This window comes from Thalassotalea atypica, from assembly GCF_030295975.1.
Classification (GTDB): Bacteria; Pseudomonadota; Gammaproteobacteria; order Enterobacterales; family Alteromonadaceae; genus Thalassotalea_F; species Thalassotalea_F atypica.
The window spans coordinates 949,461-975,072 of the sequence record NZ_AP027364.1 but is presented as its reverse complement, the minus strand read 5'-3'; the positions used below and the strand labels follow the sequence as shown (position 1 = coordinate 975,072).

The window sequence follows — 25,612 nt, the reverse complement described above, 5'->3', positions numbered from 1 at the left end:
ATTGTGGCAATCACACGTTATAATGTTTTCGATACCATTGAACAAAATTTGCAACGCCTTGTTCAATATTCATTTGCGGCTGATACCTTGTCGCAGCAAATAAGTCATCTACATCGGCATAGGTTTGATAAACATCACCCGCTTGCATTGGTAATAAGTTTTGCTTGGCTTCAATGCCTATCGCCTTTTCAAGTGCGCTGACAAATGAAGTTAATTTTATCGGATTGCCATTACCAATATTATAAATACGATATGGTGCACTACTTTGTGCTGCGCTGCCTTGCTCAACCGACCAACTATTGTTTCTTATCGGGATGTTGTTTTGCGTTCGAATAATGCCTTCAACAATATCATCGATATAAGTGAAGTCTCGTCGCATATCACCATGATTGTAGACATCAATTGGCTTGCCTTCAAAAATGGCTTTTGTGAATTTAAATAGCGCCATATCAGGTCTCCCCCATGGCCCATAAACCGTAAAAAATCTCAAGCCTGTAGTTGGAATGTCATATAGGTGTGAGTATGTATGAGACATCAGTTCATTTGACTTTTTAGTCGCTGCATACAAGGAAACAGGATGATCAACCGCATCACTTGTTGAAAAAGGTGTTTTACTGTTTAAGCCATAAACAGAGCTAGATGATGCATAGACAAGGTGCTCGATATTGTTATGACGACACCCTTCCAAAATAGTTAAATGACCAATTAAATTTGAATCAGCATAAGCCATCGGGTTATCAATAGAATAGCGAACACCCGCCTGTGCCGCTAAATGAATGACACGATCAAATTTCTCAATAGCAAACAGGTCTTCAATACCTCTTCTGTCCGCTAAATCTAGTTGCTTAAAATTAAACAACGTCAGCTCGTTCAGTAATTGAAGACGTGACAACTTTAGATTTACATCATAATAGTCATTGAGATTATCTAACCCTACCACTTGATGGCCTTGTTCAATTAATCGTTTGCTGACAAAAAAGCCTATAAATCCTGCTGCACCCGTTACTAAATACTTCACTTGTTTATCTTTATCCCAAAATCATTAAATTAAAAAGATTTTACACTGTCGCCACGGCCAATGGCGTAGTACGAAAAGCCCCTACTCTTAAGCAGGCCTGGATCATACAAATTGCGTCCATCAACAATTACTGGATGAGAGAGGGACTTTTCTATTAGTTCAAAGTCTGGCGCTCTAAATTGGCTCCATTCTGTGCAAATAACTAATGCATCAGCGCCATTTAAAGCTGATTCTTTTGTGCCGACTAAAGACAAATCATCTCTATTTCCATAAATCCTCTGACACTCTTCCATTGCTTCTGGATCATAGGCTTGTACTTTTGCGCCTGCCTGCCATAAAGCTTCCATTAACACGCGAGAAGACGCTTCACGCATATCATCGGTTTGTGGTTTAAATGACAATCCCCAAACGGCAATGGTTTTACCTTTCAGTTCGCCATTAAAGTGATTGTTGATATGAAAAAATAATTTCTGCTTTTGACTATAATTGACGCTTTCAACGGCAGCCAGCAAGGCAGGTTGATAATTAATACTTTGTGCTGTTTTTACTAATGCTTGCACATCTTTTGGAAAGCACGATCCACCATAGCCACAACCTGGATAAATAAATTGATAGCCGATACGTGAATCAGAGCCAATACCGTGACGCACGGCCTCTATGTCAGCACCCAATAACTCAGCAAGATTGGCAATTTCATTCATGAATGAAATTTTTGTTGCGAGCATGCAGTTTGCGGCATATTTAGTGAGTTCAGCTGAGCGCACATCCATAAAAATCATCCGATCATGATTGCGATTAAATGGCGCATAAAGTTCACGCATGATTTCTCGAGAATGTTCGTTTAACGTACCAACAACGATTCGATCAGGTTTCATACAGTCGTTGACGGCTGCCCCTTCTTTTAGAAACTCAGGGTTGGAAACGACATCGTAAGAAATATTGAGATTACGACTGCCAAGCACCTCTGCAACCTTCGCAGAAACTTTATCGGCTGTGCCAACGGGCACGGTTGACTTATCGATAATGATTTTGGGAGAGGTCATGTGAGATGCGATAGTTTCTGCCACCGCTAACACATATTTTAAATCTGCTGAGCCGTCTTCATCCGGTGGCGTACCCACAGCGATAAACTGAATTTCACCATGTTCAACGCCAAACCTAGCGTCTGTAGTAAAGCTTAACAAGCCATTTTTATATGTTTCTTCAACAATCGGCGTTAACCCAGGTTCATAGATCGGGATGATGCCTTTTTCTAAATCCGCGACCTTTTTTTCATCAACATCGACACAGACAACGTCATGCCCCACAGAAGCTAAAATGGCGGCCTGCACCAAGCCAACGTACCCAATACCAAAAACTGTTACTTTCATTTACTTCCTACTCGCTGTGAAGTGCATAGCTAAGACAAATAATAACATTGTTAGTGCTACATTTTATTTACGCAAATAATAACGAATAAAACGAGAAACAAATAGAGCTAGGTTACAAATTTACGCCAAAGATTACGCGCTTTTAATATTTGTTATCAGAACGAGCACCACCACAGAATTAGATTATTTACTCAGTGAAAGTTTTCATCTTATATTTTATTTAGATCAACCTAATGCACTTGCCTTTACGCTCTAGCAAAGGTATAACACGGGCTGTAATAAAATCACGAAATTAAATCTGGAAAGGATAATTATATGAATAAGCCTAATACGGGAACCATGCTTGGTCACCCGAAAGGACTCTTCCTATTATTTGGTACCGAAATGTGGGAGCGCATGAGCTACTACGGTATGCGCGGTATCTTTGTATTATATTTGGTGGCATTTGCCGCAAACTTTGGCTGGGATATGGCCTACTTCGGCATAGATCCTACTGCAGCTGATGCACAAGACCAGTTAGCCAAAGCATTAAACAAAAACGCCCTTGGTATTTTGGGAATTTATGCGTTTTGGGTATACGTAACACCAGTTCTTGGTGGTTGGATGGCTGATAACCACTGGGGTCAGCGTAAGGCTATAATTATTGGTGGTGTGTTAATGGCGTGTGGCCAATTTTCACTAGGTACTCCTCACCACTTAATTCCAGGCATGGAAATTGAATTTTTATACTTAGGTTTATTCCTTTTGATCATGGGTAACGGTTTCTTCAAACCGAATATTTCTACCATGGTTGGTGATTTATATGAAGAAGGTGACAAACGTCGTGATGCGGCATTCACTATTTTCTACATGGGTATCAACTTAGGCTCTATCTTAGGTTATTTCGTGGTTGGTACAATTGGCGAAAAAATCAACTATCAATATGGCTTCTTAGTTGCCGGTATTGGTATGATTTTGGGCGTGATTTTACAATTAGCAATGTCTAAAAAATACCTTGGTAACGTTGGTGTTGAACCAGCTGCTAAGAAAGGCCGTGAAGCAGAAGGTGCTTCAAATGCTCCTTTAACTTCTGAAGAACGTGATCGTGTAAAAGTTATTTTAATCATGTCATTCTTCACGATAATCTTCTGGTTAGGTTTCGAACAAGCCGCTGGCTCAATGAACCTATTTGCTAAACAAAAAACAGACCTTGTCGTATTAGGCTTCGAGATCCCTGCTTCTTGGCTACAGTCAGTTAACCCTATCTTCGTTATATTGTTTGCTCCTATGTTTGCTGCTATTTGGCTTAAGATGGGTGAAGCAGAGCCAAACTCTCCTAAAAAATTCGCTTTAGGTATGTTCTTCTTAGGTCTTGGTTTTATTTCTATGGTAATGGCTGCACTTCAAATTGGTGACAGCGAGACAGCAAAAGCTAGTATCATTTGGTTAGTTTTAGCCTATATGTTCCATACCATGGGTGAATTATGCTTATCTCCTATTGGCCTTTCACTAGTCACTAAATTGGCACCGCTTAAATACACTTCACTATTGATGGGTATGTGGTTCTTCTTCTCTGGTGTAGGTAACTATGCAGCTGCTGCAGTGGGGCAAATGGTTGGTGATGTAGGTCCATTTGCTGCCTTTATGGGTGTTGCCATCATGGCGTTCGTAGCAGGTATCATTCTTTGGTTAGTCAGCGGCAAGTTGGTAGACTGGATGCACGGCGCAGAAGATAACAAGCCACAAGATTTAGACAACAAACTAGAAGAAGAAATGTCTGTTGTGGGTACTCACGAAGGTATGCCTGAAAAGCACACTTAATCGAGCACTTTGAATAAAAAAAGCTAGCTTTGACGCTAGCTTTTTTTTTACCATTGATATCAATATATTGAATAATAACAAAAGAACAGAGCAATGAACGATCGTCTACTTTCTCGTCAACAGCTTCGTAAACTGATTAGAACAAAAAGAAATGCACTTGATCGTGAATTTCAACATTTGGCAAGTGGGCAACTTCTTAAGCAACTCACTGAGCACCCAAGATTCGCTATAGCGAACACCGTTGCATTGTATTTGGCTAACGACGGTGAGCTAGACCTTTCTCCGATTGTAAAATGGTGTTGGCAACAAGGTAAACGCGTATACCTGCCAATATTACATCCTTTTAGTGCTAATCATTTATTATTCACACTGTATCGTTCCGACCAAAAAATGGTCGCTAACAAGTTTGGCATCTTAGAGCCAAGGCTGAATAAAGCAGAGCTTATTCCAATTAAAGAGCTCGACATAATATGTACGCCGTTGGTGGCTTTCGACCATACAGGGGCCCGCTTAGGTATGGGAGGAGGCTTTTATGATCGTACATTAGCGCCAATCTACGACACCTTTGACACACCAAGCCAATCAGCAAGCAAGCAAACTACTCCCTATTTGATTGGCCTAGCCCATGATTGCCAACAAATCGCTAAAGTCCCTACCGAATCATGGGACATCCCCATTCCCGAAATAATCACACCAACACAACGGATCATTTGTTAATTTACTGTGCGCAACTAGGCTGACACGTTATAATCTCGTCACAATTTAAAGCCAGCAACATTGAATTAACCAAACGAGATTGTTATGACCCAAGATGAACTAAAAAAAGCAGTAGGCTATAAAGCTATCGAATTTGTAGCAGACGATAGTATTGTCGGTGTCGGTACGGGTTCTACCGTAAATCATTTTATTGATGCACTTGCCACCATCAAAGATAAAATTCGCGGCGCAGTTTCAAGCTCAGAGCAATCAACAGAAAAACTTAAATCATACGGTATCGAAGTATTTGATTTAAATAGTGTTGATGTATTAGATGTCTACGTAGACGGCGCAGATGAAATTAATGAACACATGCATATGATCAAAGGCGGTGGTGCAGCGTTAACCCGTGAAAAAATTGTAGCGGCCGTTGCTAAAGAATTTATTTGTATTGCTGATGAATCAAAGTTAGTTGGCGTATTAGGTGAGTTTCCACTACCAGTTGAAGTCATTCCTATGGCGCGTAGTTACGTAGCAAGAGAATTGGTTAAACTGGGCGGCGACCCCGTTTATAGACAAGGTGTAATCACTGACAACGGCAACGTGATCCTCGACGTTTATAATTTAAAAATTATCAACCCAACTGAATTGGAAACAAAAATAAACGCAATAGTCGGTGTTGTCACCAATGGTTTATTCGCTAATCGCGCGGCCAACAGGTTATTACTAGGCACAACTAGCGGTGTAAAAGAAGTGAGCATATAGCTGAAAAAATATCCAAAAAAAGCAAAATTAGCACTTTAGAGTTATAGCACTATATGATATTTTAGATATCTAGCCATCCAAACAGACGCGACTGAAAATTACTATGAACCAAAACTCGTTAGCCAAAGAAAAAATTAAAATCCTTTTACTGGAAGGGCTTCACCAAAGCTCGCTAGAAGAACTAAAATCCAAAGGCTATTCAAATATTGAATATATTAAAACATCCCTTTCAGAAGCTGAATTAATTGAAAAGATCAAGGATGTGCACTTCATCGGTATACGTTCTCGCACGCAATTAAACGATAAAGTGTTAAGTCATGCGAACAAACTAGTTGCTATTGGTTGTTTTTGTATCGGTACAAACCAAGTGGAATTACCTGCTGCTCAAAAGAGAGGCATTCCTGTATTTAATGCTCCGTTTTCTAATACCCGCTCTGTAGCAGAACTCGTGTTAGGTGAAATTCTACTTTTACTTCGTGGTATTCCCGAAAAAAGCGCATTGGCTCATCGTGGCATTTGGCAAAAGTCAGCCGTAGGCTCTGTTGAAGCTCGCGGTAAAACTTTGGGAATTATTGGTTACGGGCACATTGGCACTCAACTGGGCATCATGGCGGAAAATGTAGGAATGAAAGTTCGCTTCTATGACATTGAAACTAAATTGCCATTGGGAAATGCCAGTCAGGCCCCTTCACTTACAGCGCTGTTAAAAGAGTCCGACGTGATCAGCCTTCATGTACCAGAAACAGCACAAACTCAAAATATGATGGGCGTTGCTGAGTTTGAAGTGATTAAGAAAGGAGCCATCTTCATCAACGCTTCTCGTGGTACCGTTGTTGACATCGATGCTTTAGCTGAAGCACTTGAGAATAAAACCGTGGCGGGAGCTGCAATCGACGTATTCCCTGTAGAGCCAAAAGGAAATGACGAGGAATTTATCTCGCCATTACGCGCCTTTGATAATGTCATTTTAACGCCGCACATTGGTGGTAGTACTCAAGAAGCTCAAGAAAATATCGGATTGGAAGTTGCTAGTAAACTGGCTAAATACTCGGATAATGGCTCAACATTATCAGCCGTAAACTTTCCTGAAGTATCGCTTCCTGGACACACTGGCACGTCTCGATTATTGCACATTCACCACAACCAACCAGGAATGTTAACGGCTATTAACAACGCGTTTGCCCAACACGAAATCAATATTGCAGCGCAATATCTTCAAACCGACGATAAAATTGGATATGTTGTAATTGATGTAGAAACAGAAAACAGTGAAATGGCATTAAAAGAGTTAAAGCAAATTGAAGGTACTATTCGCGCTCGTATTCTTCATTAAGTCTATTAAAGTGTGAAACATAAAAAAGCCGAGACAATCTCGGCTTTTTAGTATTTAGAACTTTTTAGACTACAAAAAATAAAGCAGTAACTGTAAACAAGCTAACGCCATAATACCGGCAATAACATCATCAATCATGATACCAAAACCACCTTTTACATAGCGGTCTAAATATGAGATGGGCCAAGGTTTGACGATGTCAAAAAAGCGGAACAAAGCAAAGCCTAAAACAATGTTTAACACAGATACAGGCACCAAATACATGGTAATAAGAAAACCTACAATTTCATCCCATACAATGGCAGGATGATCGTGCTCATTTACAGCTTTAGCGCAATATCCACAGATGTATATACCAACTACAGCCATGACTAGCGTCAATAATAAGTATACGAATGGCGATAGGCCCGTCATCAATAAATAAACAGGTATAGCAGCCAAAGTGCCAAATGTGCCGGGCGCTTTAGGTGCTAAGCCACTACCAAAACCTAATGCCAAAAACTGAACGGGATCAGTTAGAGAAAAATGAGGCTTCACTTAGAGTTCACCTTTATGATTGAGCATGAGAAAAATGTTCATACCCGTTAATCTCTAATGCGATAGGCTTGCTGTCCATGGTCGTTGTAATAGCTTCGTTAGGGTTTATTTGCCCAATACAGCGAATAGGCACACCTAGATTATTGAGCGCCGTTTCCATGCCCACTTTATTATCTTCTGAGACGGTGAACAGAAGCTCGTAATCGTCACCAGATGACAATGCAAGTTTAGCGGCATCAGTTTGCTCTAGAGTACTTAACATTACTTTAGATAAAGGTAAGGAGTCTAAAACAATATTAGCGCCGACATTGGACGCTTTACAGATGTGGGTTAAATCAGCAATCACGCCGTCAGAAATATCAATCGCAGCGCTGGCATATTCACGTAATGCCTGCCCAGCTAATACTCTGGGTTTAGGGTAATTAAGTTTTGACATTATTTGTTCAACAAATACGTCTTCAACCTTAAGTTTGCCTTTCAAGTGCTGCAACGCCAAGCCTGCATCGCCCACTTCACCGGTTAGATAAACCCAATCACCTGACTTAGCGCCCGAGCGAGAAATATGTTTCCCCAAAGGCGTCGTACCTTGAGCCGTCACAGTAACACTAAGCGGCCCTTGTGTGGTATCACCACCAATTAACTGAACATTGAAGTATTCACATAATTCAAATACGCCAGCACAAAACTCAGTTAACCAAGCTTCATCCGCGTTAGGTAAAGTTATAGCAAGAGATAGCCAATTAGGCTCAGCCCCCATTGCAGCCAGATCTGATAAACTCACTGCAATCACTTTATGTCCAATAGCGCGAGGTGCTGTTTCCACAGGAAAATGCACGCCAGCAACTAAAGTGTCTGTAGTGATCGCTAAATTTTGTCTTTCATCAGGCTTAACAATGGCACAATCGTCACCTATACCTAATAATACGTCTTTTCGTTGAACAATTTGCTCAGCAAAATAACGCTTGATCATGTCAAATTCTTTCATAGTTATTACAACGCTACTTATTCGTTAGGCCGTAAATCTTTGACCGCTTTATCAAGCACACCGTTCACAAATTTATGGCTGTCATCAGCCGCAAACGATTTTGCAAGTTCAATTGCTTCATTAATCACCACACGATACGGCACTTCTTGGCAATCGCTCAGTTCATAAATTGCCGTACGAAGAATGGCTTTTTCAACAGGGTCAACATCGTCTAGTGGACGATCAACGTGCGGCGCAATCACACCGTCCAGTGTTGAAAGCTTTGCAGCAACACCACGTAACAATTGTTGGAAATATTCAATATCAAAACGACGTTTAGCGTTATCTGTTAAAAAGTGCGCTTCAACATCGGCGATATCATTTTGACTAAGCTGCCAAGAATACACGGCTTGAACCGCTAATTCTCTCGCTTTACGTCTAGGAGTAGGTTTCACTGTGAATCCTTAGCTTAAATTTGTTCTAACACGTTAACCATCTCTAAAGCACCTAACGCTGCTTCACCACCTTTGTTACCCATCTTAGTGCCTGCACGTTCAATCGCTTGCTCAATAGAGTCAGTGGTAATAACACCAAAAGATACCGGAATAGATGCTGATAATGAAACTTGTGCTAAGCCTTTATTACACTCGCCAGCAACAAAATCGAAATGAGGTGTACCCCCACGGATAACCGCACCTAACGCAATAATGGCATCAAATTCATTTTTAGCTGCAACACGCTGTGCCGCTAATGGTAATTCATACGCACCAGGTACTTTAACAACAGTGATATCTTCATCATTGACATTACCGTGACGCTTTAACGTATCAATCGCGCCTTCTAATAAAGCGTTAACAACAAAATCATTAAAACGAGAAACAACGATAGCAAACTTCTTGCCCTTTGCTTCAAAATTACCTTCAATTACGTTCATTGAATTTTACCTATAGAAAAAAATTGTCGCGATTCTAACAAAAAAACGGCTTTTTAGGTACTTGTTTGTTGTTAAAAATATACACAGCAAGAATTAAGCTTACAGATAAAGCAACATAATCAATTTGGTAATTATAGATGATTGCAAGCAAAGCTTTAGGTACACTGTGCCTAATAATAGGGTTACGTAGAATTGGATATGATTTTTTCATCTAATCAAATTGAAGAACTGAAAGATTACAGCATCAAAGAACGACAAGAGATTCTCGCTCTTGCGATGCAGAAGCTCACAGTACCACAAAAGCTAATGCTTAACTTAATCAAACTTGGCTTGTTAATCCCACCTTTTATTTATTTGGCAAGACAGGATTGGGGCATGTTGGTTTTGACAGTGATAATTTCTTTAGTAGCATACTTGCTTGTAATGAAGCCGGCTTCATTGAGCTTTTGTAAGGCTCATATTAAGCAGGCTTTAAAGCAATTCTCGAAATCTATTGAATAACTCTATAATTTATTTCCTTGTTTGATAAATAAACTTCGTGAGCCTTCATTTTATCTTTGAAATGAGCAAAGTCTTTCTGTGACTGAGTGCTCCAAAGGACTTCAGCAAGAGCCGGCATTCTAGGTAAAGCCATATACTGAAGTCGGGACTCTGTTTTTATAAAAGCTGACCAAAGCTGCCCTTGCCCACCTAAAATATCAACATTGTAATCGGCTGAATAATCCACAGGCATTTTGTACACTTCTTCCACAGGTAAAAAGCAACATTGAGCTAATGGCTCTGTTTCACTGTTTCCCTGATAATAATCAAAATAAGTATAAAGGCCAGGGGTTAATATAACCGAGGTATTCTGCTCTTGCGCTTTAGCGAGTAAGTCCAAATCGCGCCATATCATTACGGTAGGCTGTGATTGAATATTTTTTTCCAACACTTCGTCCCAACCTATAGCTTGCTTACCTTTAGTCACCAAGTATTGACTCACTCTGTCAAAAAAATAGCCTTGTAAGGCATGTTCATCTTTTAGGTTATGCTCTTGTATAACCTGCTGAGCAAGATTGCTTTGCTGCCAAGTATTGATAGCAACTTCATCCCCGCCTATATGGACATATTTACTTGGGAATAATATAATCACTTCATCGAGGATATGTTCAACTATCTCAAAGGTACTTTCTTTCGGGCACATAACCCCAAAAGATTCCCACCAAGAAGTTGATACCTGGTAATTGATATCAAAACACCCTAGTTCAGGGTAAGCCGCTAAAGCAGCCATTGCATGGCCTGGCATTTCTATTTCAGGAATTACCTCAACAAACCGTTCAGCAGCATAAGCGACAACCTCTTTTATTTGTTCCTGTGTATAAAAGCCACTATGGGGTATACCGTCGCCGATATAAGGTTCATAGTTTTTTTCTAACATACTCTCAAAACGATATGAGCCAATATCAGTTAGTAAAGGATATTGCTTTATTTCAATTCGCCACCCCTGATCATCCGTTAAATGCCAATGGAACTTATTTAGCTTGTACAACGCCATTAGATCTATAAAGCGTTTAACTTCTTCCACGGAGAAAAAATGTCGGCTAACATCCAGCATCATACCTCGGTAGCTAAATGTAGGTTGATCAGTCACAACCAACTGAGGAATTTCATTATCTTTCTGCTGAGTAAAAATAAGCTGTTTTAATGATTGAATGCCATTAAACAAACCGTGATTTTCATTGGCCGTTATACTAATTTCCTCGTTGTTTATAGCAAGAGTATAAGCTTCAGGTTCGGTAACATTACCTGAGCTTTCTTTCCTGAGTACGATAGAAGAATAATCATCTCCTGGCGGCTCTTCATTTATGTAGATGTTGACTGCAAGCTGCGCCTTGATAAAGTCACTTAATTGATCAGCAATAACTAGAGTCTGTTCATCACCGCTTTCTAGCACTATTTTCACATCATTCTTAATTAGATATGTACCCGATGTTAGCTCTACATTAGTTGGTTGAGGAATAATAAATGCGGTATTCGCGCTATCATCGCTATTGCAACCGATCAGGCAGGTCAAAACCAATAATGTGCAAATCAACTTATTCACTTTGTTACTCCAACTTAGGCACTTCTATATAACAACCGAAGCCTAACAGTGTTTGTTTTTGCATTCCTACAGCAACTAGAGATGCACGATGGGTGGCTAAGTTATCATTATTTATTGTTAATTCAAAATAGCATCCGTCCATAAACCTAAAAGCTGCAATGAAACAAAGAAGTCTGCAATATCGCTTTAACTTTCAACGAATTGAGATATGATGCTGATGTTATTGGAAGAATAAAAGTTATTGAAAAGGAATTACGCTATCAGAATTTTCCAACTAGTCCTCATTGGGGTTTTATCTTTATTTTCGTTATTAACATCAGCATCTGAAATATCGATTGAAAAGTTAGACCTCAATAAGGCTGAATCAAACCATAGAAATGACAGCTATCCCGACGGTTTTACCGTACTTCAAGATAAACTCTATTTTTTAGCCACCGGTACATTTGACGGCAAATATTATCAAAGAGCTTTAGTGTCTTATCAAAAAGAAACTGACACAGTGTCCTTTATTAAAGCAATTGATGACCACTCCGGAAGCAACCGATTCACGTTAAGCGCGATAGGTAACCTCCTGTTTTATAGCGAACAAGGGAGTCTGTGGAGTTACAACCTTGCCGACGATAAACACACTAAGCTAATGACTCATGATGACCCGTATACCGATGTGAATGAGCCACAAGAATTCCAAGGGAAGTTATATTTTGCTACAACCAATCGCAATTACATGGAAAATAGCACTTCAGCATTATGGGTTTTTGATCCTGACAAAAATATTATTGAAAAGGTACTAGCACTTCGTGTTGCACAACTACTCACTTTTAATGGTGCGTTATATATTTCTGTCGTAGTCGATGATAGTAACTTTGAGGTTTGGCGACTTAACAACCAAGCACAATTGAGCAATGTATTTACCGTTAAAGCGCAGCTTACTTATTCCGGATATGGTTATAGAAATTCTGCTGTCCCAATAAAGCTCATCCCATTCCAGAATAAACTCCTTTATAATTTTGAAGACCAGCTTTATCAATTAAACACAAACGATTTTACCGCAATCAAGTTGACTGATAATATAGAAGTTAGAAACTATAAAGAATTTAACGGCTTACTGTATTTCTCAGGTAAAAACCTCGATGTAGGCGTAGAGTTATACACCTACAACCCACAAACAAAGCAAGTCAAGCTAGTATTTGACTTTACCTCTCGTCATTATGATTGGGAAGTAGGCATAGGCTCCTCTTTTCCTCACCAATTCACCATTTTTAATAATAAGCTTTATTTTTGGATTTATTTTGCATCCGGCTACTCATCAGACAAAGAATTATGGGTATATGATCCACAAACCGAAATTACTGAACGAGTGGCGTTAAGCGCTTATATGACTCAAGGTAAAGGCACATTAGCCATTTATCAAAATGAGCTGTATTTTAGAGGAGATATCATCGAACGAGAACATGAAGGCGCATATGGAGGATATGACCAAGAACTTTTTCGTATCAACACAGAAAGTAACATAGAACTAGTCAAAGACATAGCAAAAAGCAATGCAAGTTCATTCCCATCAAACTTTATCAGCAACAAAGATAATCTTTATTTTCTAGCGACAGAAGACAACGAGGACTACCTTTGGCAATATGATTTTTTTAGTGGTGAAGTAAGATCATTGCACGCCATTGAGTTCTCTATTTACGGCTACCACCGTAAACTTTTCCAATTTAATGACTTTCTATACGGAATAGGAGCTAAATATTCTGATGGCGTGAGTAACGTTGTTGTTCAACAATTTAGCTTAGATAGCACAGAGAACAATGAAGTTAAAGAGATAGCGGAGCTTAAAGAGCATTATTTAAAAATTAATACTTTAACGCAAGTAGATAAGGTCATAACATTTAGTACCAGTAAAGCAAATGGCGATGACAACAACACGTCAAACTTCTACCTATTTGACTTAGAAACGCTTCAACTGACAAAATTAGATCTAACATTTGAGCTATCTGGTTATTCAGGAGTTACTAATGTTATTTACCATGACGACACCCTTTACATTGCACTCGAAGATGAACAAACAGCGCTGGCTTTATACGAATATAGAATATCTACGGGTGAGCTACACACGATTATATCAACTCCATCACCAACCCCGCCGGTAGCGCGACTACACGATTTAATGATATTCCAAGATAAGCTGTATTTTACTTCGACAAAATATGGACTGGAGTTTTGGTCATATGATCCTCAGACAAAAGTGCTAGAAAAAGTCTCGATAACCGATTCTGAGTTCGAGTCAGAAAACCATACCTCTTGGTTACCATTAAATGCTAGCGAGGCCTTATTTAGTGACAAGATCACCTTATTATCTCGTGGCGTAGATTACTCACCAGAGGACAATAGCCCAATCTATACTTACACATTATGGCAATATCACGCTGAAGCAAATGACTTGGTGCCAATTGAATTACCCATACCTTATGAGCAATTACATTCAGCCTATGTTACATCTGACAAACTTTATATTCATTCCTCTGAAGGAGTCATTGAAATTGATGACTCATTACAAGCATCTCTAATACCAGAAATCAAAAGTTGTACACCAATGATCAAAGATGAAAATTATTTAATCTGCGCAAGTGCACTTGAAAAAGAAAATATTCAAATCGGAAGCGAATTACTCATAGCAAAAATTTCTGGCGCAGCAGCTGAAATTAAGGGCGACAGTACAAACGATATTCAAGTCGGTGATCAGTATAACTTTAAACCTACCGTGCTTGAATATGAGAATGCAATCCTTTCATTTACTATTGAAAATAAACCAAGCTGGGCAACGTTTGATACCGTTACTGGAGAGCTCAGCGGAATGCCAGCTACTGCTGATATCGGTGAATATAAAGAGATACAACTATCAGTGAACAATGGCGCTTATACTAGCTATCTAACACCTTTCGAAATAACCGTAACCGCTAAGCCAGAGACGCCTCCTATTGAAATGCCTCCTATTAAGGAAGAAACAAGCAATAGTAGCGGGGGGAGTTTGAATATAATTCTTTTGCTGCTTCTTGCTAGCTGTATGATAAAACGGAAACACTTAATGCATAAACAAAGTACGGCACTGAATAAATCGCGATGATAAAATTAGAACTTCTATCTTATCCTAACGACTGACAGCAAATAGAATAAGGTTTTGCTCAATGCACAATAAATTATTAATAGTCATATTTTTGTTGGTAATAGTGTTTATTACTGGCCGCGTACATGCTTTAGAGTTTGACGAATATTGTCAATATAACGAAGCACAACAAGATTGTTCTACCGCTTTTTTAGATGCCATGCTAGATGCAGCTAACACTCAAGAAGCAATTATTTTATCCGAAGGCAGTCAATACCATTTTGATAATATTAATACTGAAGGGCTCAACCTTAACGGTGTTTCCATTATTGGTGAAGGTGAAAATAAGCCGGTTATTCTCACAGATGGTTTATACCTTTTTGATATTGATGATTTATTGGTGAAAAACATTAAGGTCAATGGTATTCACAATGGTGAGAATGATACCGAGCAAGGCAATACATTAATGTTGCTAGGGACAAGAGAACGCCTAAATAAAAAAAACAATATAACCGTGGACAACGTTGAATTTGAGAATGCCGCAGAAGATTTATTGGTACTTTGGAATACGCAAAATGTCACTATAACTAACAGTAAATTTAGCCGTTCAGGACTGGCAATGCGCACGGTTTCAAGTGTTGGAGATCCAAATGATTTAAGGCCGAGAGGAAGTGGGCTACTATTTCACAACGTAACTGACTTAAATGTTAGCTTTAATGAATTTTATCAAATTAAAAAAGTCGGTGTTTTTCTCGATGGTGAAGATGTTCTCGATGAAAACATTAAAATACATGACAACTATATTGATTTGTTAAGCGATGAAAAGCCGACCCAAAGGTATGGCCTTAAAGGCGGCGCAGGAATTTACCTCGCCAACTCAATAAACACTAAAGACGTAGAAATCTATAATAATAGAATTATTAATTACACCATGAATGGCATGAGGATAAACGGCTCAAATATTAAGGTATTCAACAATTCATTTAATTTTTCAGGTAAATGTGGAGAAACTGACAACAGTGTTTCACAACCCTTAGTCGGCATGGCAATCAAGGCACACTATCTTATTAATGCAGAGATTACCAATAACTGTATTCAAAATACCCATGCAGGAATTGTTTTAGAAAGCTGGGACAACATTATGAATATAATTGTCAAAAACAATCACATCTTTGGCGCTAAGGTAGATTTTTGGGTTGATGATCAAGAGGGCGGTACTTCATCAAATATTGATATTTCAGATAATGTAGTCGGTAATGGAGATGGTGAATCTGAGTCTTCCGGTGGCGCATCTAGTTTACTTATTTTACTTTGTCTTTGGAATTTCTTGTGTAAAACAAAGAGAGACGTTTAATCTGTGTAACTTATCGTTTTAACCATACCTAAAGAATCAGACAAATAAAAAAAGAGGCTTATAGCCTCTTTTTTAATAGAGACAATAATATTGTCTACTGATAAGTTAAATTTGTAAAACTATTCGATTGACCGTCGTCTTTGTAACCAGGATCTAACTTAGTAAAAGTAATCCTGTCAAAACGGTTATTTTGAGATTTACTGTCACGTATAAAGATACCGCCATAGCTTCCATCATCGCCTGTAGGGCTTCTAAACTCGCTACGAATAAATGTTGAGTTACTGACATTTGTCAAAACTAAATGACTCCAGTTACGCGACACCGCCTGGCCTTGCACGAAATTATTGTTAAAATAGAATTTTTCTTGATCTTTAATTGCTATTAGTGGGCCACCAAACTTTTGTTGGCTTGTTACCAATGTATTTCCTGTTACTCGATTACCAGCACTTGGCGTTTTAGAAAAGAACGCAATTCCGTAATTAGTCGTGCCAAATATTCTATTTCGATCAATTAGCAAATTAGAATATTGTGCTGAGCCTCTATAAGTAACAAAAATAGCATTTTCCGCTTCATAGATAACATTATCTTGAATGGTCACTTTCGAAATATCTGACCAACTTTCTAATGAAATACCTGCACCAGAATTTTGGAAGCAATTCCCGACTATGACTGAATTTTTAAGATAATGCGCTTTAACGGCTATGCCAGCTCCCTGGACTACAGATGTATCCTTAGTATGACATTCACCTCTATGGTTTATGTAGTTATTTTTAACTAACATATCAGAGCCATTTACTCGAACAGCATTCCCTTTAAAATTCAAAACACGGTTTTCTTGCACTCTAAAATTACTAAAGTTAGGAGAGTTGCCAATATAAATACCTGCACCACCTAACAAGCCATACCGCTGAGTTGGCTTTTCAAAATTCTCCATATCGATGTAATTATTATGCACATTCACATTCTTATTAATGATGGTTTCTGCGTGGAAGTACATTGCCGTTTTCTTGATTTCGTAATATTCGTTGTAGCTCACTTCCGCATCATCAACGTTAAAAAACAGCATACCGCTACCCGCTGGCCTCAAATCATCAGGATCACCATCGCTTGATTGAGTCCTCATCGCTAACCCTGTTCGTTTAAAAACGTTATTATTAATGACAACATTTCGGCTGTTCCAAACGGCTAACAAATCTTCTGCTGAGTTTTCAAAATAACTATTACTAACAGTAATATTCTCTGCTTTTTGTTGTTCGTCTTTTGTACCCAAGATAACAACAGACGTACCTTGATGAGTATCGCCTATTTCATTATGAAGACCGCTAAAGCTGATGTTATTTATATATAAATTGCTAACATCAAATAAATGAAATTTGTCACTAACTATGCGTGGTTTTTGATCACCTTTAGCAATGCCGACTAACTTAATATCACTTAACCCATAACCTTTAGTATCGACTCGTTCGATATTGAAAATTTCGCCAGCTTCAAAAGTAATGCTTTCGCCTAGCTCTTGTGCATCGTACATTGCTTGAACAAACTCAGCAGAGCAATCTTGTTCGGCTTGTGTATATGAACAATATTGATTGAAGTCTAATGCAAAAGTTGAAGGTGATATCAGCATGATAAATGGTAAAATTTTTCGCACGTAGTGCTCTCCTAATTAGTTATTCCCAGTGTTATATGGCATGTATTTACTCTAATTACACACCATAAACAGCCGTATTACTGCCTTGTTTTAATAAATTTTGCGGGATTACCTGCAACTACCGTTTTTTCTGCTACATTTTTTGTTACTACTGAGCCAGCACCAACAATTGCGCCATCAGCTATGAATACGCCTGGCAATATAATACTGCGCTGTCCAATCCAGACATCATTCCCTATAGTAACAGGACGCTGTGCCGTATCACCTTGTAATCGCATTGCTATATCAGTTTGCTTGGTATTATGCCCTTTTGAAAAAATAATCACCTCTGGCGCAATCATGACATCATCACCAATAATTGTGTCATTAGCAATTTGGCAGTCAGGTTCAATAGATGAATTATTGCCAATTGAAATATCAGCACCAGTGCCAAAATACACATTCTTATTGATGTTTACGTTTTGCCCTGAATGCTTAAATATTCGACCTACAAGCAGTCGTCTTACTCTTCTAATGCCTAAACCTATTACCGGTGTTTCAGTTGTAGGCAAATGCCGGACTATAAGGTAATACGCGCACAGCGATAATAATCTCATCATACTCTTATTGCTTTTCTTCTAACTAAAAATTCAATTATCTTTCTGACCAGTTTAGTTGCTCTTAATCGAATTAAGAATACAAAAATTTTATACCGCTTTTTAGAATTAGCACGTGTATAAATATCAAAAACATGCCTAAAGTGTTGCAATATCTCACGTTCAATTTTTCTATCCACATAATCAGGAAGTTCGAAATTCTTGCACAAACTTAGACGAGCTAAGGTGATGACCGTTAAATTTATATACCAAGTATTAAGATCAATATCTGAAGATGAATATGGGTTGTTCTGAAAAAACGCCCTCAATTCTGCTAGGACCTGGTAAATGTCCATCACTTTATCAGAATAGGTTTTAGTTATCGCCCCCTCTCTGTGACGATAAAAGTAACAAGGCGTTTCTATAAAAGTAATTTTATCTGCAAGAAAGAATAACTTAGGCAAGGTACCTAAGTCTTCATACCAAAGGCCAATCGGAAATTTTATGTTATGTTCACGGAATAAAGAAGCTTTTATAAGTTTATTGCATGCATTAGGCAGCGAACTACTGATCAAACCCTCTTGTTGAGTCACACTATAGGTGCCGGTTAATCCCTTTGCGTTTGGATGAATAAAGCGTATATGCTCACCAACCTCTGTCACTTCTCTCATACCAAAACAGATAATATCGACTGCTTCGGTAGCTAGCTGTTTTTTTAAAACCTCAATAGTACCTTTTGCTAGATAGTCGTCTGAATCTAAAAAAGCGACATATTTTCCTTTCGCCACAGACAAGCCATAATTTCTTGCGTCAGATAAACCGCCATTTTCTTTATAATAATACCTAAAGATTTCAGCATGTTCGCGCTCAAATTGCTTGGCAATATCTCCACTAGTATCAGTAGAGCCATCATCTACAAGTATTACTTCAAAATTTTCATCGCTTTGATGAACTAAAGAGTCTAGGCACTCATTTAAATATTTTTCGACGTTATAAATAGGGACGATTAATGAAACTAGCAAAACAAACAGGCTCGAATTCTAAATTGCGAAATAGTCATCCATAATATCACGAATATGCTTACAAAGAACACGTGTTAAGATGACAAAAAGCATAATAATAAGTTTAAGAAATACGTAAACTTAGGGTATTATAGCGCACCAAATAAAGTACTGAATAGTCGTTCTAGGAGATCCATGAGAGGCTTATATCTAAATTGCGATTTAAGAGAAATTCCTGCCAGTAAAGAACTATCTTCTCATTACAGTGCGACTTCCGAGTTTCAAACTAAATACAGTACAGGGCAAGTCATTTACAATGAATTTGAATGGCCTGATAAACCCGAATATCAAATAGATGGTCATCTATTCGTCATTAGCGGCTGGTTCATTTACAACAACCTCCGTAATAACATTAAAGAGTTAGCCAATGCACTAATTAAAGATGGATACAAAGCACTAGATTATGTGAACTCTGGTGTTTTCGTTATTTTCTGGAGTAACAACGAAAAAGAATGTCTGATCACTGATCCCTTAGGACTTTCTAGTCATTTTATCGATACAACACATAAGTCACTGAAAGTAGCTCCGACCACTAAAGCCATTTACCATGCTGACAATCACCCTATCAACCCTACTCTTGAACGTATTTTTAATAAAAAGCAGCACCTATTTGGTAACTATACACTATTTGATGGCATCGAAAGGTTAGCTCCTCACAGTATTACCACGCTTAACCATGTGGAACACTATGCTATCCTTGATCGTCGCCTTAGCGTCGAGCTTGAAGACATTGGCCAAGAGTTTACCCGCTTTATACAATCATGGTCATTTAATGACAGATTACTACCATTAAGTAGCGGGCTCGATTCTCGCCTAATCTTAGCAAATGGTGAGTTTAATTATGGTTTTACTTACGGGCCTATAAACTCACCTGAAATTACGATAGCGAAAAAATTTTCGTCAGACTTCCAACATTATTATGCCTATGACTTTAGCGCACCAGAACTTTACTCAAAAGAGGCTGAAATAGTATCAGAGATGTCGTTTGCTTCTTTACAGCCGATACACCGATTATTAACAAATTACGCTCATGTAAAAGACCATTTTAAAAGTGCCAATGTCTTTTATGACGGGTATTGTGGTGATGTCTTTCAACGAGGAACATTCTTGACCTTCAAAGGCATAGAGGGTGAGCTACTGAAGCTTTTTCCTTGGCTTTATAAATTGCTCAATTGGAATGAGAAAACGCTATTACTAAAAAGAAACAAATCTCTGTCCAGTGAAGAATTTGATTTATTGTATAAAGACTATGTGAGCAAAACAGAGAAGTTATCATTAAATGACTATCAAAAAGTCACCTATTATGAGTTTCTTTACGGTAGAGGTGGCCGATACGCTGTATTTGGCAGTAATATTTTAGCAGCGCAATTTTTTACAGTCGCTTCACCATTTGCCGATAAGAAAGTATTTAATACTGTAATCCATCAAGATTTTTCAGCAAGTGTTCGCTATGTCTCGATGCGTAAAATCTGGCAGAAAGTGCTACCTAAATATCGCACAGAGAAAGTTGAATCGGGTTATACGCCGAAATCGCCAACCTGGTTGATTCCATATACTCAATTAGCCTATCGACTAATGTTTCACTTAATCCCATCTCGAGCTAATTATGGCATTCAGCAAAAAAGGCTGTTAAAAAAGCAATCTAAAGAGAAGTAACTTTATAGATTGCTTTGCTGAATAATTTCTTTCGCACTTTCGAAAACCGTTTGGGTTTCGGCGTTTCTGTTTGGCTCTATCGTCACCACATCAACATGACTTAATGATTGGCTCAACTTAGTGTCAAGTTCATCGTCATTAAAAGTAAACACATTCACAAGCAAACCGAGTGATTGAGCATATTCACTAAGAGATGTTAGGCGCTGAGTTTTGACCTCTGCACTCAACTCTACCATATCAAGCCCACATTCTGCGGCTTGCTCTATCTCAGCAAACATGGTCTTTTGGCTTTTAATATACGTTAATCTGCTTAGCAAAATATAAGGTCTAACTTCAGCAAACTCAGGCTCTTCCAGTACTTGATAAAACCTAGACAATGACCCGTCAAATTCAAACGATCGTATAAATGTCATTCTGTTGGGGTTTAAATAAGCTCTTTGATTAAACGCATTCATCGGAGCTGAAATTTGTCGAATAAGCGTTCGAGCCTGCTCCTCAGAAATGATAACTCCTTTAACTTCAACGAAGAGAATTTGTCGAGCATCAACTAGATCCGGTGAGTTAATAACAGCGTCGAAATCGACCAGTTCAGAACTTTCATCATGACTGATCGCTATGCTATTGATATTCTCATTGCCATACAGTACATCTATTTCAATAAAATCAGCACTACCCGTTTTGGCTGAATGAATAAGGGTTAAAGTCTCATTCAGTTCAGAGTTATTTGCATAACAGTTATGGCACGATACGGCGACTTTTCTTCCAGCCCGGTTTGTAACAATGTCCTGCTCAAAATAGTCAAACAAAAAGGCATTTTTACTAATTTTTGTTGGAGAAATATCAGCACAATAGTTAACATCGTTTTCAGAGTTGCAGCCACTTAACAGACTAATACTCATTAGTATCAATGTGAGTTTAAATAGTTTCATAAAGGTATTTCTTATTATTTTTTATAATTCACTTTTTGTTAGCGTATCAATAATTTTCTTACAAGATGTCTTGTAATCATCCCCCCAAAATAACTTTATAACGTATTCACGTTCAACTTTATAGTCATCAGACAAGCTTTGTAAAGCCACAAGTAATTCATCAAAATTATGTGATTTGGAGCCAGGTGTAACATCGTGATAATCAAAATACATGCTTCTACAGTTCTCTAGGTACTCTTTAAGATCAAAGCAGTAAAAATGTATTGGTTTATTCAACATTAAATAATCAATATATATTGATGAGTAATCTGTAATCAGTGCATATGAGTCTCGTAACACTGGGTACATATCAATATTATTAGGCAATAATTTAACTCTTTCAAATTCAGACACGTCAATACCTTCAGCGCCTGCCGAAGGGTGAGCCTTAATCCAAAACTCGCCATCCACTTCTTTCATGACTTCGTTAAGTTCTTTAAAATCAAACCTTTCTTTTGAAAAGAACTCACCGCCGGTATCTCTAAAAGTTGGCATATAAATAAATACTTTACTACCAATCGTTGGCGCTAACTCGTTTGACGATAATTGATTGAACGAAACTTGATCAAAAAATTGATCAGTACGCGGCGAGCTAGACCTAATAATATTTTGTTCTTCGATTCTAAAAGCACTTTTAAAAAGCTCTGCCATTTTATCACTGGGTGCGGTAACAAAATCTGGACGACTATAGGCAGCAGGATAAAAAAATCTTAAAAACAACTGCTTACGACTTGGTTTTTCTGCATATTTTTCAGCTAATGCACCACTGTCTATATCAAATTCAATTTTCTTAAGGGGTAATCCGTGCCACAAGTTAACCAGTTTTGCCCCTGAGCTAAACCAGAAACTGACTTCAGATACATACGAAGAGAAAAAAACAAATTCCGCCCTGATAATAGTCAATATTCCGCTAACACTCTTACGTTTTACGACCTTATAACCTGCGGACAACAACTCTTCATATAATTGATTATTATCTGTAACCCAAACAGCATCAATTTCTTTATGTTGGTTATGAGTATAGTGAAATAAGTACTTTGAATTATCGACAAAAGAATCGCGATATGATGAAAAACACCATAAATTTTTCTTTTTCGGAATTAGCTTGACGATGAAATAAATGGGCCATAACACTGCTAACGTAACGAAGTACTTGATAATAATCATACTGGTTCTTTCTTTGAAAATTGCGCTAAATGGTTAAAGACTCGCGTTTTTGCAAAATAAGCCCTTAGAACAAATACTGTACATTCCGCGGCAACCACACCCCAAACAAAATATTGAGAGTCTACAATTCCGCTTAAATAACCATAAAGAGCAATAGCGAAAAACACTAATGCACCAACAATTACAACACCATTAGCTTCTTTAGAAAAGCCCAGTGCAGCTAGAAGAGGAAAACCAAGCATCATTGAAGGGAATAAAAATACCAACGCGACTAGGTGAATAGAAAATATGTCAGCACTTGCTTTAAATTCACTGCCAAATAAGAACTCAATTATTACCGGCGCAACAAAATAGCCTATGACGCCACCAAACAAAACAACAACCATCGCGATTAGAAACAAACGCTTATATAAGCTCAGATCTTTATTCTTCGCTACATGAGGATACAATGCGTTCGCCAACGGATACATAACAGATTGAGCAGCGTTATATAGTTTTTCTGATGCAGCGTAAATTGCCGCTTGAGCTGGTGTTCCAATAAACCCAATCAATGGAATCATTGCCGAAGTATAAGACATGATAAAGACGCGAGAGCTGAAAAACGGTAATGCTTCTTTAAAGGTATCTTTTATCAATAACCATGTTGGAAATGAAACCGGTACCGCTTTGAACACATGGATTAAGCTTATTGCTCCAGCGATAAAAAAGCCACAGCCATATACGACTGTTGCAAGACCATAATCACTTGTATCTCTGATAAACAAAAACAATAAACCGACATAAACTATTTTTGTTACCACTGTATAAAAGGTCACAAATTTCATTTGTTGCATGCCTTGGAAGAACCAAACTGGCAACATCATTTGCCCCGACAATAAGAACATTCCACCCAGCATTAATATATTGTGCTGTACATCAGGTTTTAATATAAATACAACAAGATAAAATACCGCTAAGGTGAGCACTAATAAGCAAGTCTTGATAGCGAGTACAGCACCAACAATTTGCCCTACTCTTTCCTTATTCTCGCTTTCAATGCTTATTTGTCGAGTAGCTGAAAATTCAAAACCAAAGCGAATGAATACCAGTAATAAGTTCCCTATCCCGATATAAAAAGCGTATTTACCAAAGCCATCAAGCCCGAGTGCTCGCGTTAGGAGGGGAATAACTAGAAATGGCAGCACATAGTTGCTAAATTGAACGATAAATAAGAAAAAAAAGTTCTTATAAACAAGCCTACTCATTTATGCCGCCACATTAATATTAGGCGACTTACAGAGGCGTCTCCTTTGATTCACAAGATCTATATAAGCCATACCATTAACTAACCCTAATAACGGTGCCAGCATGCCTGAAGTGAAAATATGTCCAGCAACAACTGATACACCAATTAGTATCAGGTTAATCACCAATACTGAAGGTCCCCACGTACTAGTTGGAATTCTAGTCGCAAGATAAGATACTCGTAAAAATATAGTGGCGTTCACTAAGAAAAAGAGTAGTCCTGGTAAGCCGTGCCATAAATACATGTCAATCGGATCAATTTCCATCGCATTTTTTGTTAATAGCCCAAGTCCAGTCTTACTTAAACCAAAAACATAATCTAATAGATTAGTGTGGTGCTCGAATACTTGCATCATATTAACTACAAACTCATCACGACCTGATAATAAAATACCAATTATGCCTTTTTTCTCATAAAACCACATAAACCGACCAAGGAGGCCAGTAGCCTCGAATACTGGTAGTAAAACTACAGCTAGGATAATGCCCACAACAATAAGCGGAAAAGCCATTTTCAATTTAAGCCAGGTTAAATTTAATAGTTTGTTCCGTTCATTAAACAGTGGGATAGCAAATACCATTGCCACACCCGCTAGCATAGCTGCTTTAGTGGCGATTAACAGACCACATACCATCGCTATTGGTGCAAATAAAAAGTATAGCCGCCTACTTCTTATCCATAATAAATGAAGGATGACGCCAAATAACACAATAAAAATACCACTGACTTCATTACCTGCATAAAAGAAGCCCTTAACCCCTATTTCTTCATTGTCACCATCTTCTGCACCACCATAACTTGAAAAGCCAAAACCAAGTACGCCTAGTATTATGTTGGACAAAAGAATTAGAAAGCCAAATTTTATTGCCATTTGCCCGTACTTTTCCGTCAAGACTGGCCATTTATCCGCCATTAAGCAGCAGTAGACAAAAATGAATAATGCAGTAAGTATCTTTAAGGAGGAAGTGAAATCATCGATAAAGCCAGCCGCATCTAATGTATCAACTAGCGTAATAACTGGACCAACTAGAAAAAAAATTAGGATAGTTAATGAATAGGCTAAAGCGCGCTTAGACTCAGCTCCCACTTGAAGTAACACAAGAAACAGCAACGTCAACTTAAACATTGCTGAAAGCTTGGGATCGATTCCCATCCCCGATAAGAAAAAGCCATTAACCGAGTCAACTAGCAGCGTAACGCCTAGCATTAAAAAGGTTAGCTGACATATAGCCAGCTTCAAACTTCTGATTTTAGCGTCTGGGTTGGGATTAATCATGTCAAAAGACATAAGAACGTTA

General features: G+C 38.2%; 21 protein-coding genes and 2 pseudogenes. 8 read left to right on the top strand and 15 right to left on the bottom strand.

Annotated features, from left to right (window positions below; all coding sequences use genetic code 11):
* Positions 1–10 precede the first annotated feature (10 nt).
* A complete protein-coding gene (locus QUE03_RS04540) occupies positions 11–1,018 on the bottom strand; it encodes an NAD-dependent epimerase (protein ID WP_286265568.1) in 1,008 nt (335 codons plus the stop codon).
* Positions 1,019–1,047: 29 nt separating this feature from the next.
* The gene (locus QUE03_RS04535) at positions 1,048–2,388 is read right to left on the bottom strand and encodes a UDP-glucose dehydrogenase family protein (RefSeq protein ID WP_286265566.1); all 1,341 of its coding nucleotides are present in this window, start codon (positions 2,386–2,388) and stop codon (positions 1,048–1,050) included.
* A gap of 315 nt (positions 2,389–2,703) precedes the next feature.
* Between QUE03_RS04535 and QUE03_RS04530 the strand changes: the two genes are divergently transcribed.
* From QUE03_RS04530 to serA, 4 genes are all read left to right on the top strand, one after another.
* Complete coding sequence (locus QUE03_RS04530; RefSeq protein ID WP_286265564.1) at positions 2,704–4,188, top strand: peptide MFS transporter; 1,485 nt, start codon at positions 2,704–2,706, stop codon at positions 4,186–4,188.
* Between the two features lie 93 nt (positions 4,189–4,281).
* Positions 4,282–4,905 (top strand): 5-formyltetrahydrofolate cyclo-ligase, encoded by a 624-nt coding sequence (locus QUE03_RS04525; protein WP_286265562.1) that lies wholly within the window; start codon positions 4,282–4,284, stop codon positions 4,903–4,905.
* A gap of 84 nt (positions 4,906–4,989) precedes the next feature.
* Complete coding sequence (gene rpiA / locus QUE03_RS04520) at positions 4,990–5,649, top strand: ribose-5-phosphate isomerase RpiA (RefSeq protein WP_286265560.1); 660 nt, start codon at positions 4,990–4,992, stop codon at positions 5,647–5,649.
* A 103-nt stretch (positions 5,650–5,752) separates the two neighbouring features.
* The gene (serA, locus tag QUE03_RS04515; protein WP_286265558.1) at positions 5,753–6,982 is read left to right on the top strand and encodes a phosphoglycerate dehydrogenase; all 1,230 of its coding nucleotides are present in this window, start codon (positions 5,753–5,755) and stop codon (positions 6,980–6,982) included.
* Positions 6,983–7,051: 69 nt separating this feature from the next.
* Here serA and QUE03_RS04510 read toward each other — a convergent pair whose 3' ends face one another.
* The 4 genes from QUE03_RS04510 to ribH are packed head-to-tail and all read right to left on the bottom strand — an operon-like array spanning position 7,052 to position 9,417.
* Complete coding sequence (locus tag QUE03_RS04510; RefSeq protein ID WP_286265556.1) at positions 7,052–7,519, bottom strand: phosphatidylglycerophosphatase A family protein; 468 nt, start codon at positions 7,517–7,519, stop codon at positions 7,052–7,054.
* Positions 7,520–7,532: 13 nt separating this feature from the next.
* A complete protein-coding gene (gene thiL, locus QUE03_RS04505) occupies positions 7,533–8,504 on the bottom strand; it encodes a thiamine-phosphate kinase (RefSeq protein ID WP_286265553.1) in 972 nt (323 codons plus the stop codon).
* A gap of 17 nt (positions 8,505–8,521) precedes the next feature.
* The gene (nusB, locus tag QUE03_RS04500; protein WP_286265551.1) at positions 8,522–8,938 is read right to left on the bottom strand and encodes a transcription antitermination factor NusB; all 417 of its coding nucleotides are present in this window, start codon (positions 8,936–8,938) and stop codon (positions 8,522–8,524) included.
* 14 nt (positions 8,939–8,952) lie between these two features.
* The gene (gene ribH, locus QUE03_RS04495) at positions 8,953–9,417 is read right to left on the bottom strand and encodes a 6,7-dimethyl-8-ribityllumazine synthase (protein WP_286265549.1); all 465 of its coding nucleotides are present in this window, start codon (positions 9,415–9,417) and stop codon (positions 8,953–8,955) included.
* 198 nt (positions 9,418–9,615) lie between these two features.
* Here ribH and QUE03_RS04490 point away from each other — a divergent pair, with 198 nt between their 5' ends.
* On the top strand, positions 9,616–9,918 hold the full coding sequence (locus QUE03_RS04490; protein WP_286265547.1) for a DUF6170 family protein: 303 nt from the start codon (positions 9,616–9,618) through the stop codon (positions 9,916–9,918).
* Here the strand turns inward: QUE03_RS04490 and QUE03_RS04485 are convergent.
* Positions 9,908–11,500, bottom strand: a complete 1,593-nt coding sequence (locus QUE03_RS04485) for a beta-N-acetylhexosaminidase (RefSeq protein WP_286265545.1) — start codon at positions 11,498–11,500, stop codon at positions 9,908–9,910. The genes QUE03_RS04490 and QUE03_RS04485 overlap by 11 nt on opposite strands.
* Before the next feature lie 241 nt (positions 11,501–11,741).
* Here QUE03_RS04485 and QUE03_RS04480 point away from each other — a divergent pair, with 241 nt between their 5' ends.
* A complete protein-coding gene (locus QUE03_RS04480) occupies positions 11,742–14,621 on the top strand; it encodes a putative Ig domain-containing protein (protein ID WP_286265543.1) in 2,880 nt (959 codons plus the stop codon).
* Between the two features lie 61 nt (positions 14,622–14,682).
* Positions 14,683–15,954, top strand: a complete 1,272-nt coding sequence (locus tag QUE03_RS04475; RefSeq protein ID WP_286265541.1) for a right-handed parallel beta-helix repeat-containing protein — start codon at positions 14,683–14,685, stop codon at positions 15,952–15,954.
* A 94-nt stretch (positions 15,955–16,048) separates the two neighbouring features.
* On the opposite strand, the gene QUE03_RS04470 is transcribed toward QUE03_RS04475, so the two are convergent.
* From QUE03_RS04470 to QUE03_RS04460, 4 genes and pseudogenes are all read right to left on the bottom strand, one after another.
* On the bottom strand, positions 16,049–17,602 hold the full coding sequence (locus tag QUE03_RS04470) for a right-handed parallel beta-helix repeat-containing protein (protein ID WP_286265539.1): 1,554 nt from the start codon (positions 17,600–17,602) through the stop codon (positions 16,049–16,051).
* Between the two features lie 77 nt (positions 17,603–17,679).
* Positions 17,680–17,874: pseudogene (locus tag QUE03_RS19660) on the bottom strand (DapH/DapD/GlmU-related protein); the annotation flags it as partial.
* 57 nt (positions 17,875–17,931) lie between these two features.
* Positions 17,932–18,198, bottom strand: a pseudogene (locus QUE03_RS19655) (hypothetical protein); the annotation flags it as partial.
* Positions 18,198–19,199: a glycosyltransferase family 2 protein gene (locus QUE03_RS04460; protein WP_286265536.1), complete on the bottom strand. Its 1,002-nt coding sequence runs from the start codon at positions 19,197–19,199 to the stop codon at positions 18,198–18,200. The gene QUE03_RS04460 and the pseudogene QUE03_RS19655, both read right to left, overlap by 1 nt.
* 174 nt (positions 19,200–19,373) lie before the next feature.
* Between QUE03_RS04460 and QUE03_RS04455 the strand changes: the two genes are divergently transcribed.
* Positions 19,374–20,894, top strand: a complete 1,521-nt coding sequence (locus QUE03_RS04455; RefSeq protein WP_286265534.1) for a hypothetical protein — start codon at positions 19,374–19,376, stop codon at positions 20,892–20,894.
* Between the two features lie 2 nt (positions 20,895–20,896).
* Here the strand turns inward: QUE03_RS04455 and QUE03_RS04450 are convergent, their stop codons facing one another.
* Genes QUE03_RS04450 through QUE03_RS04435 form a run of 4 tightly spaced genes read right to left on the bottom strand, consistent with a single transcriptional unit; the run spans position 20,897 to position 25,590 of the window.
* The gene (locus QUE03_RS04450) at positions 20,897–21,823 is read right to left on the bottom strand and encodes a hypothetical protein (RefSeq protein WP_286265533.1); all 927 of its coding nucleotides are present in this window, start codon (positions 21,821–21,823) and stop codon (positions 20,897–20,899) included.
* A 21-nt stretch (positions 21,824–21,844) separates the two neighbouring features.
* Positions 21,845–23,029, bottom strand: coding sequence for a CDP-glycerol glycerophosphotransferase family protein (locus QUE03_RS04445; RefSeq protein WP_286265531.1), 1,185 nt, complete (start codon positions 23,027–23,029; stop codon positions 21,845–21,847).
* A complete protein-coding gene (locus QUE03_RS04440; RefSeq protein ID WP_286265530.1) occupies positions 23,026–24,273 on the bottom strand; it encodes an oligosaccharide flippase family protein in 1,248 nt (415 codons plus the stop codon). Before QUE03_RS04440 ends, QUE03_RS04445 begins: the two co-directional genes overlap by 4 nt.
* Positions 24,274–25,590: an O-antigen ligase family protein gene (locus tag QUE03_RS04435; protein ID WP_286265528.1), complete on the bottom strand. Its 1,317-nt coding sequence runs from the start codon at positions 25,588–25,590 to the stop codon at positions 24,274–24,276.
* Positions 25,591–25,612 lie beyond the last annotated feature (22 nt).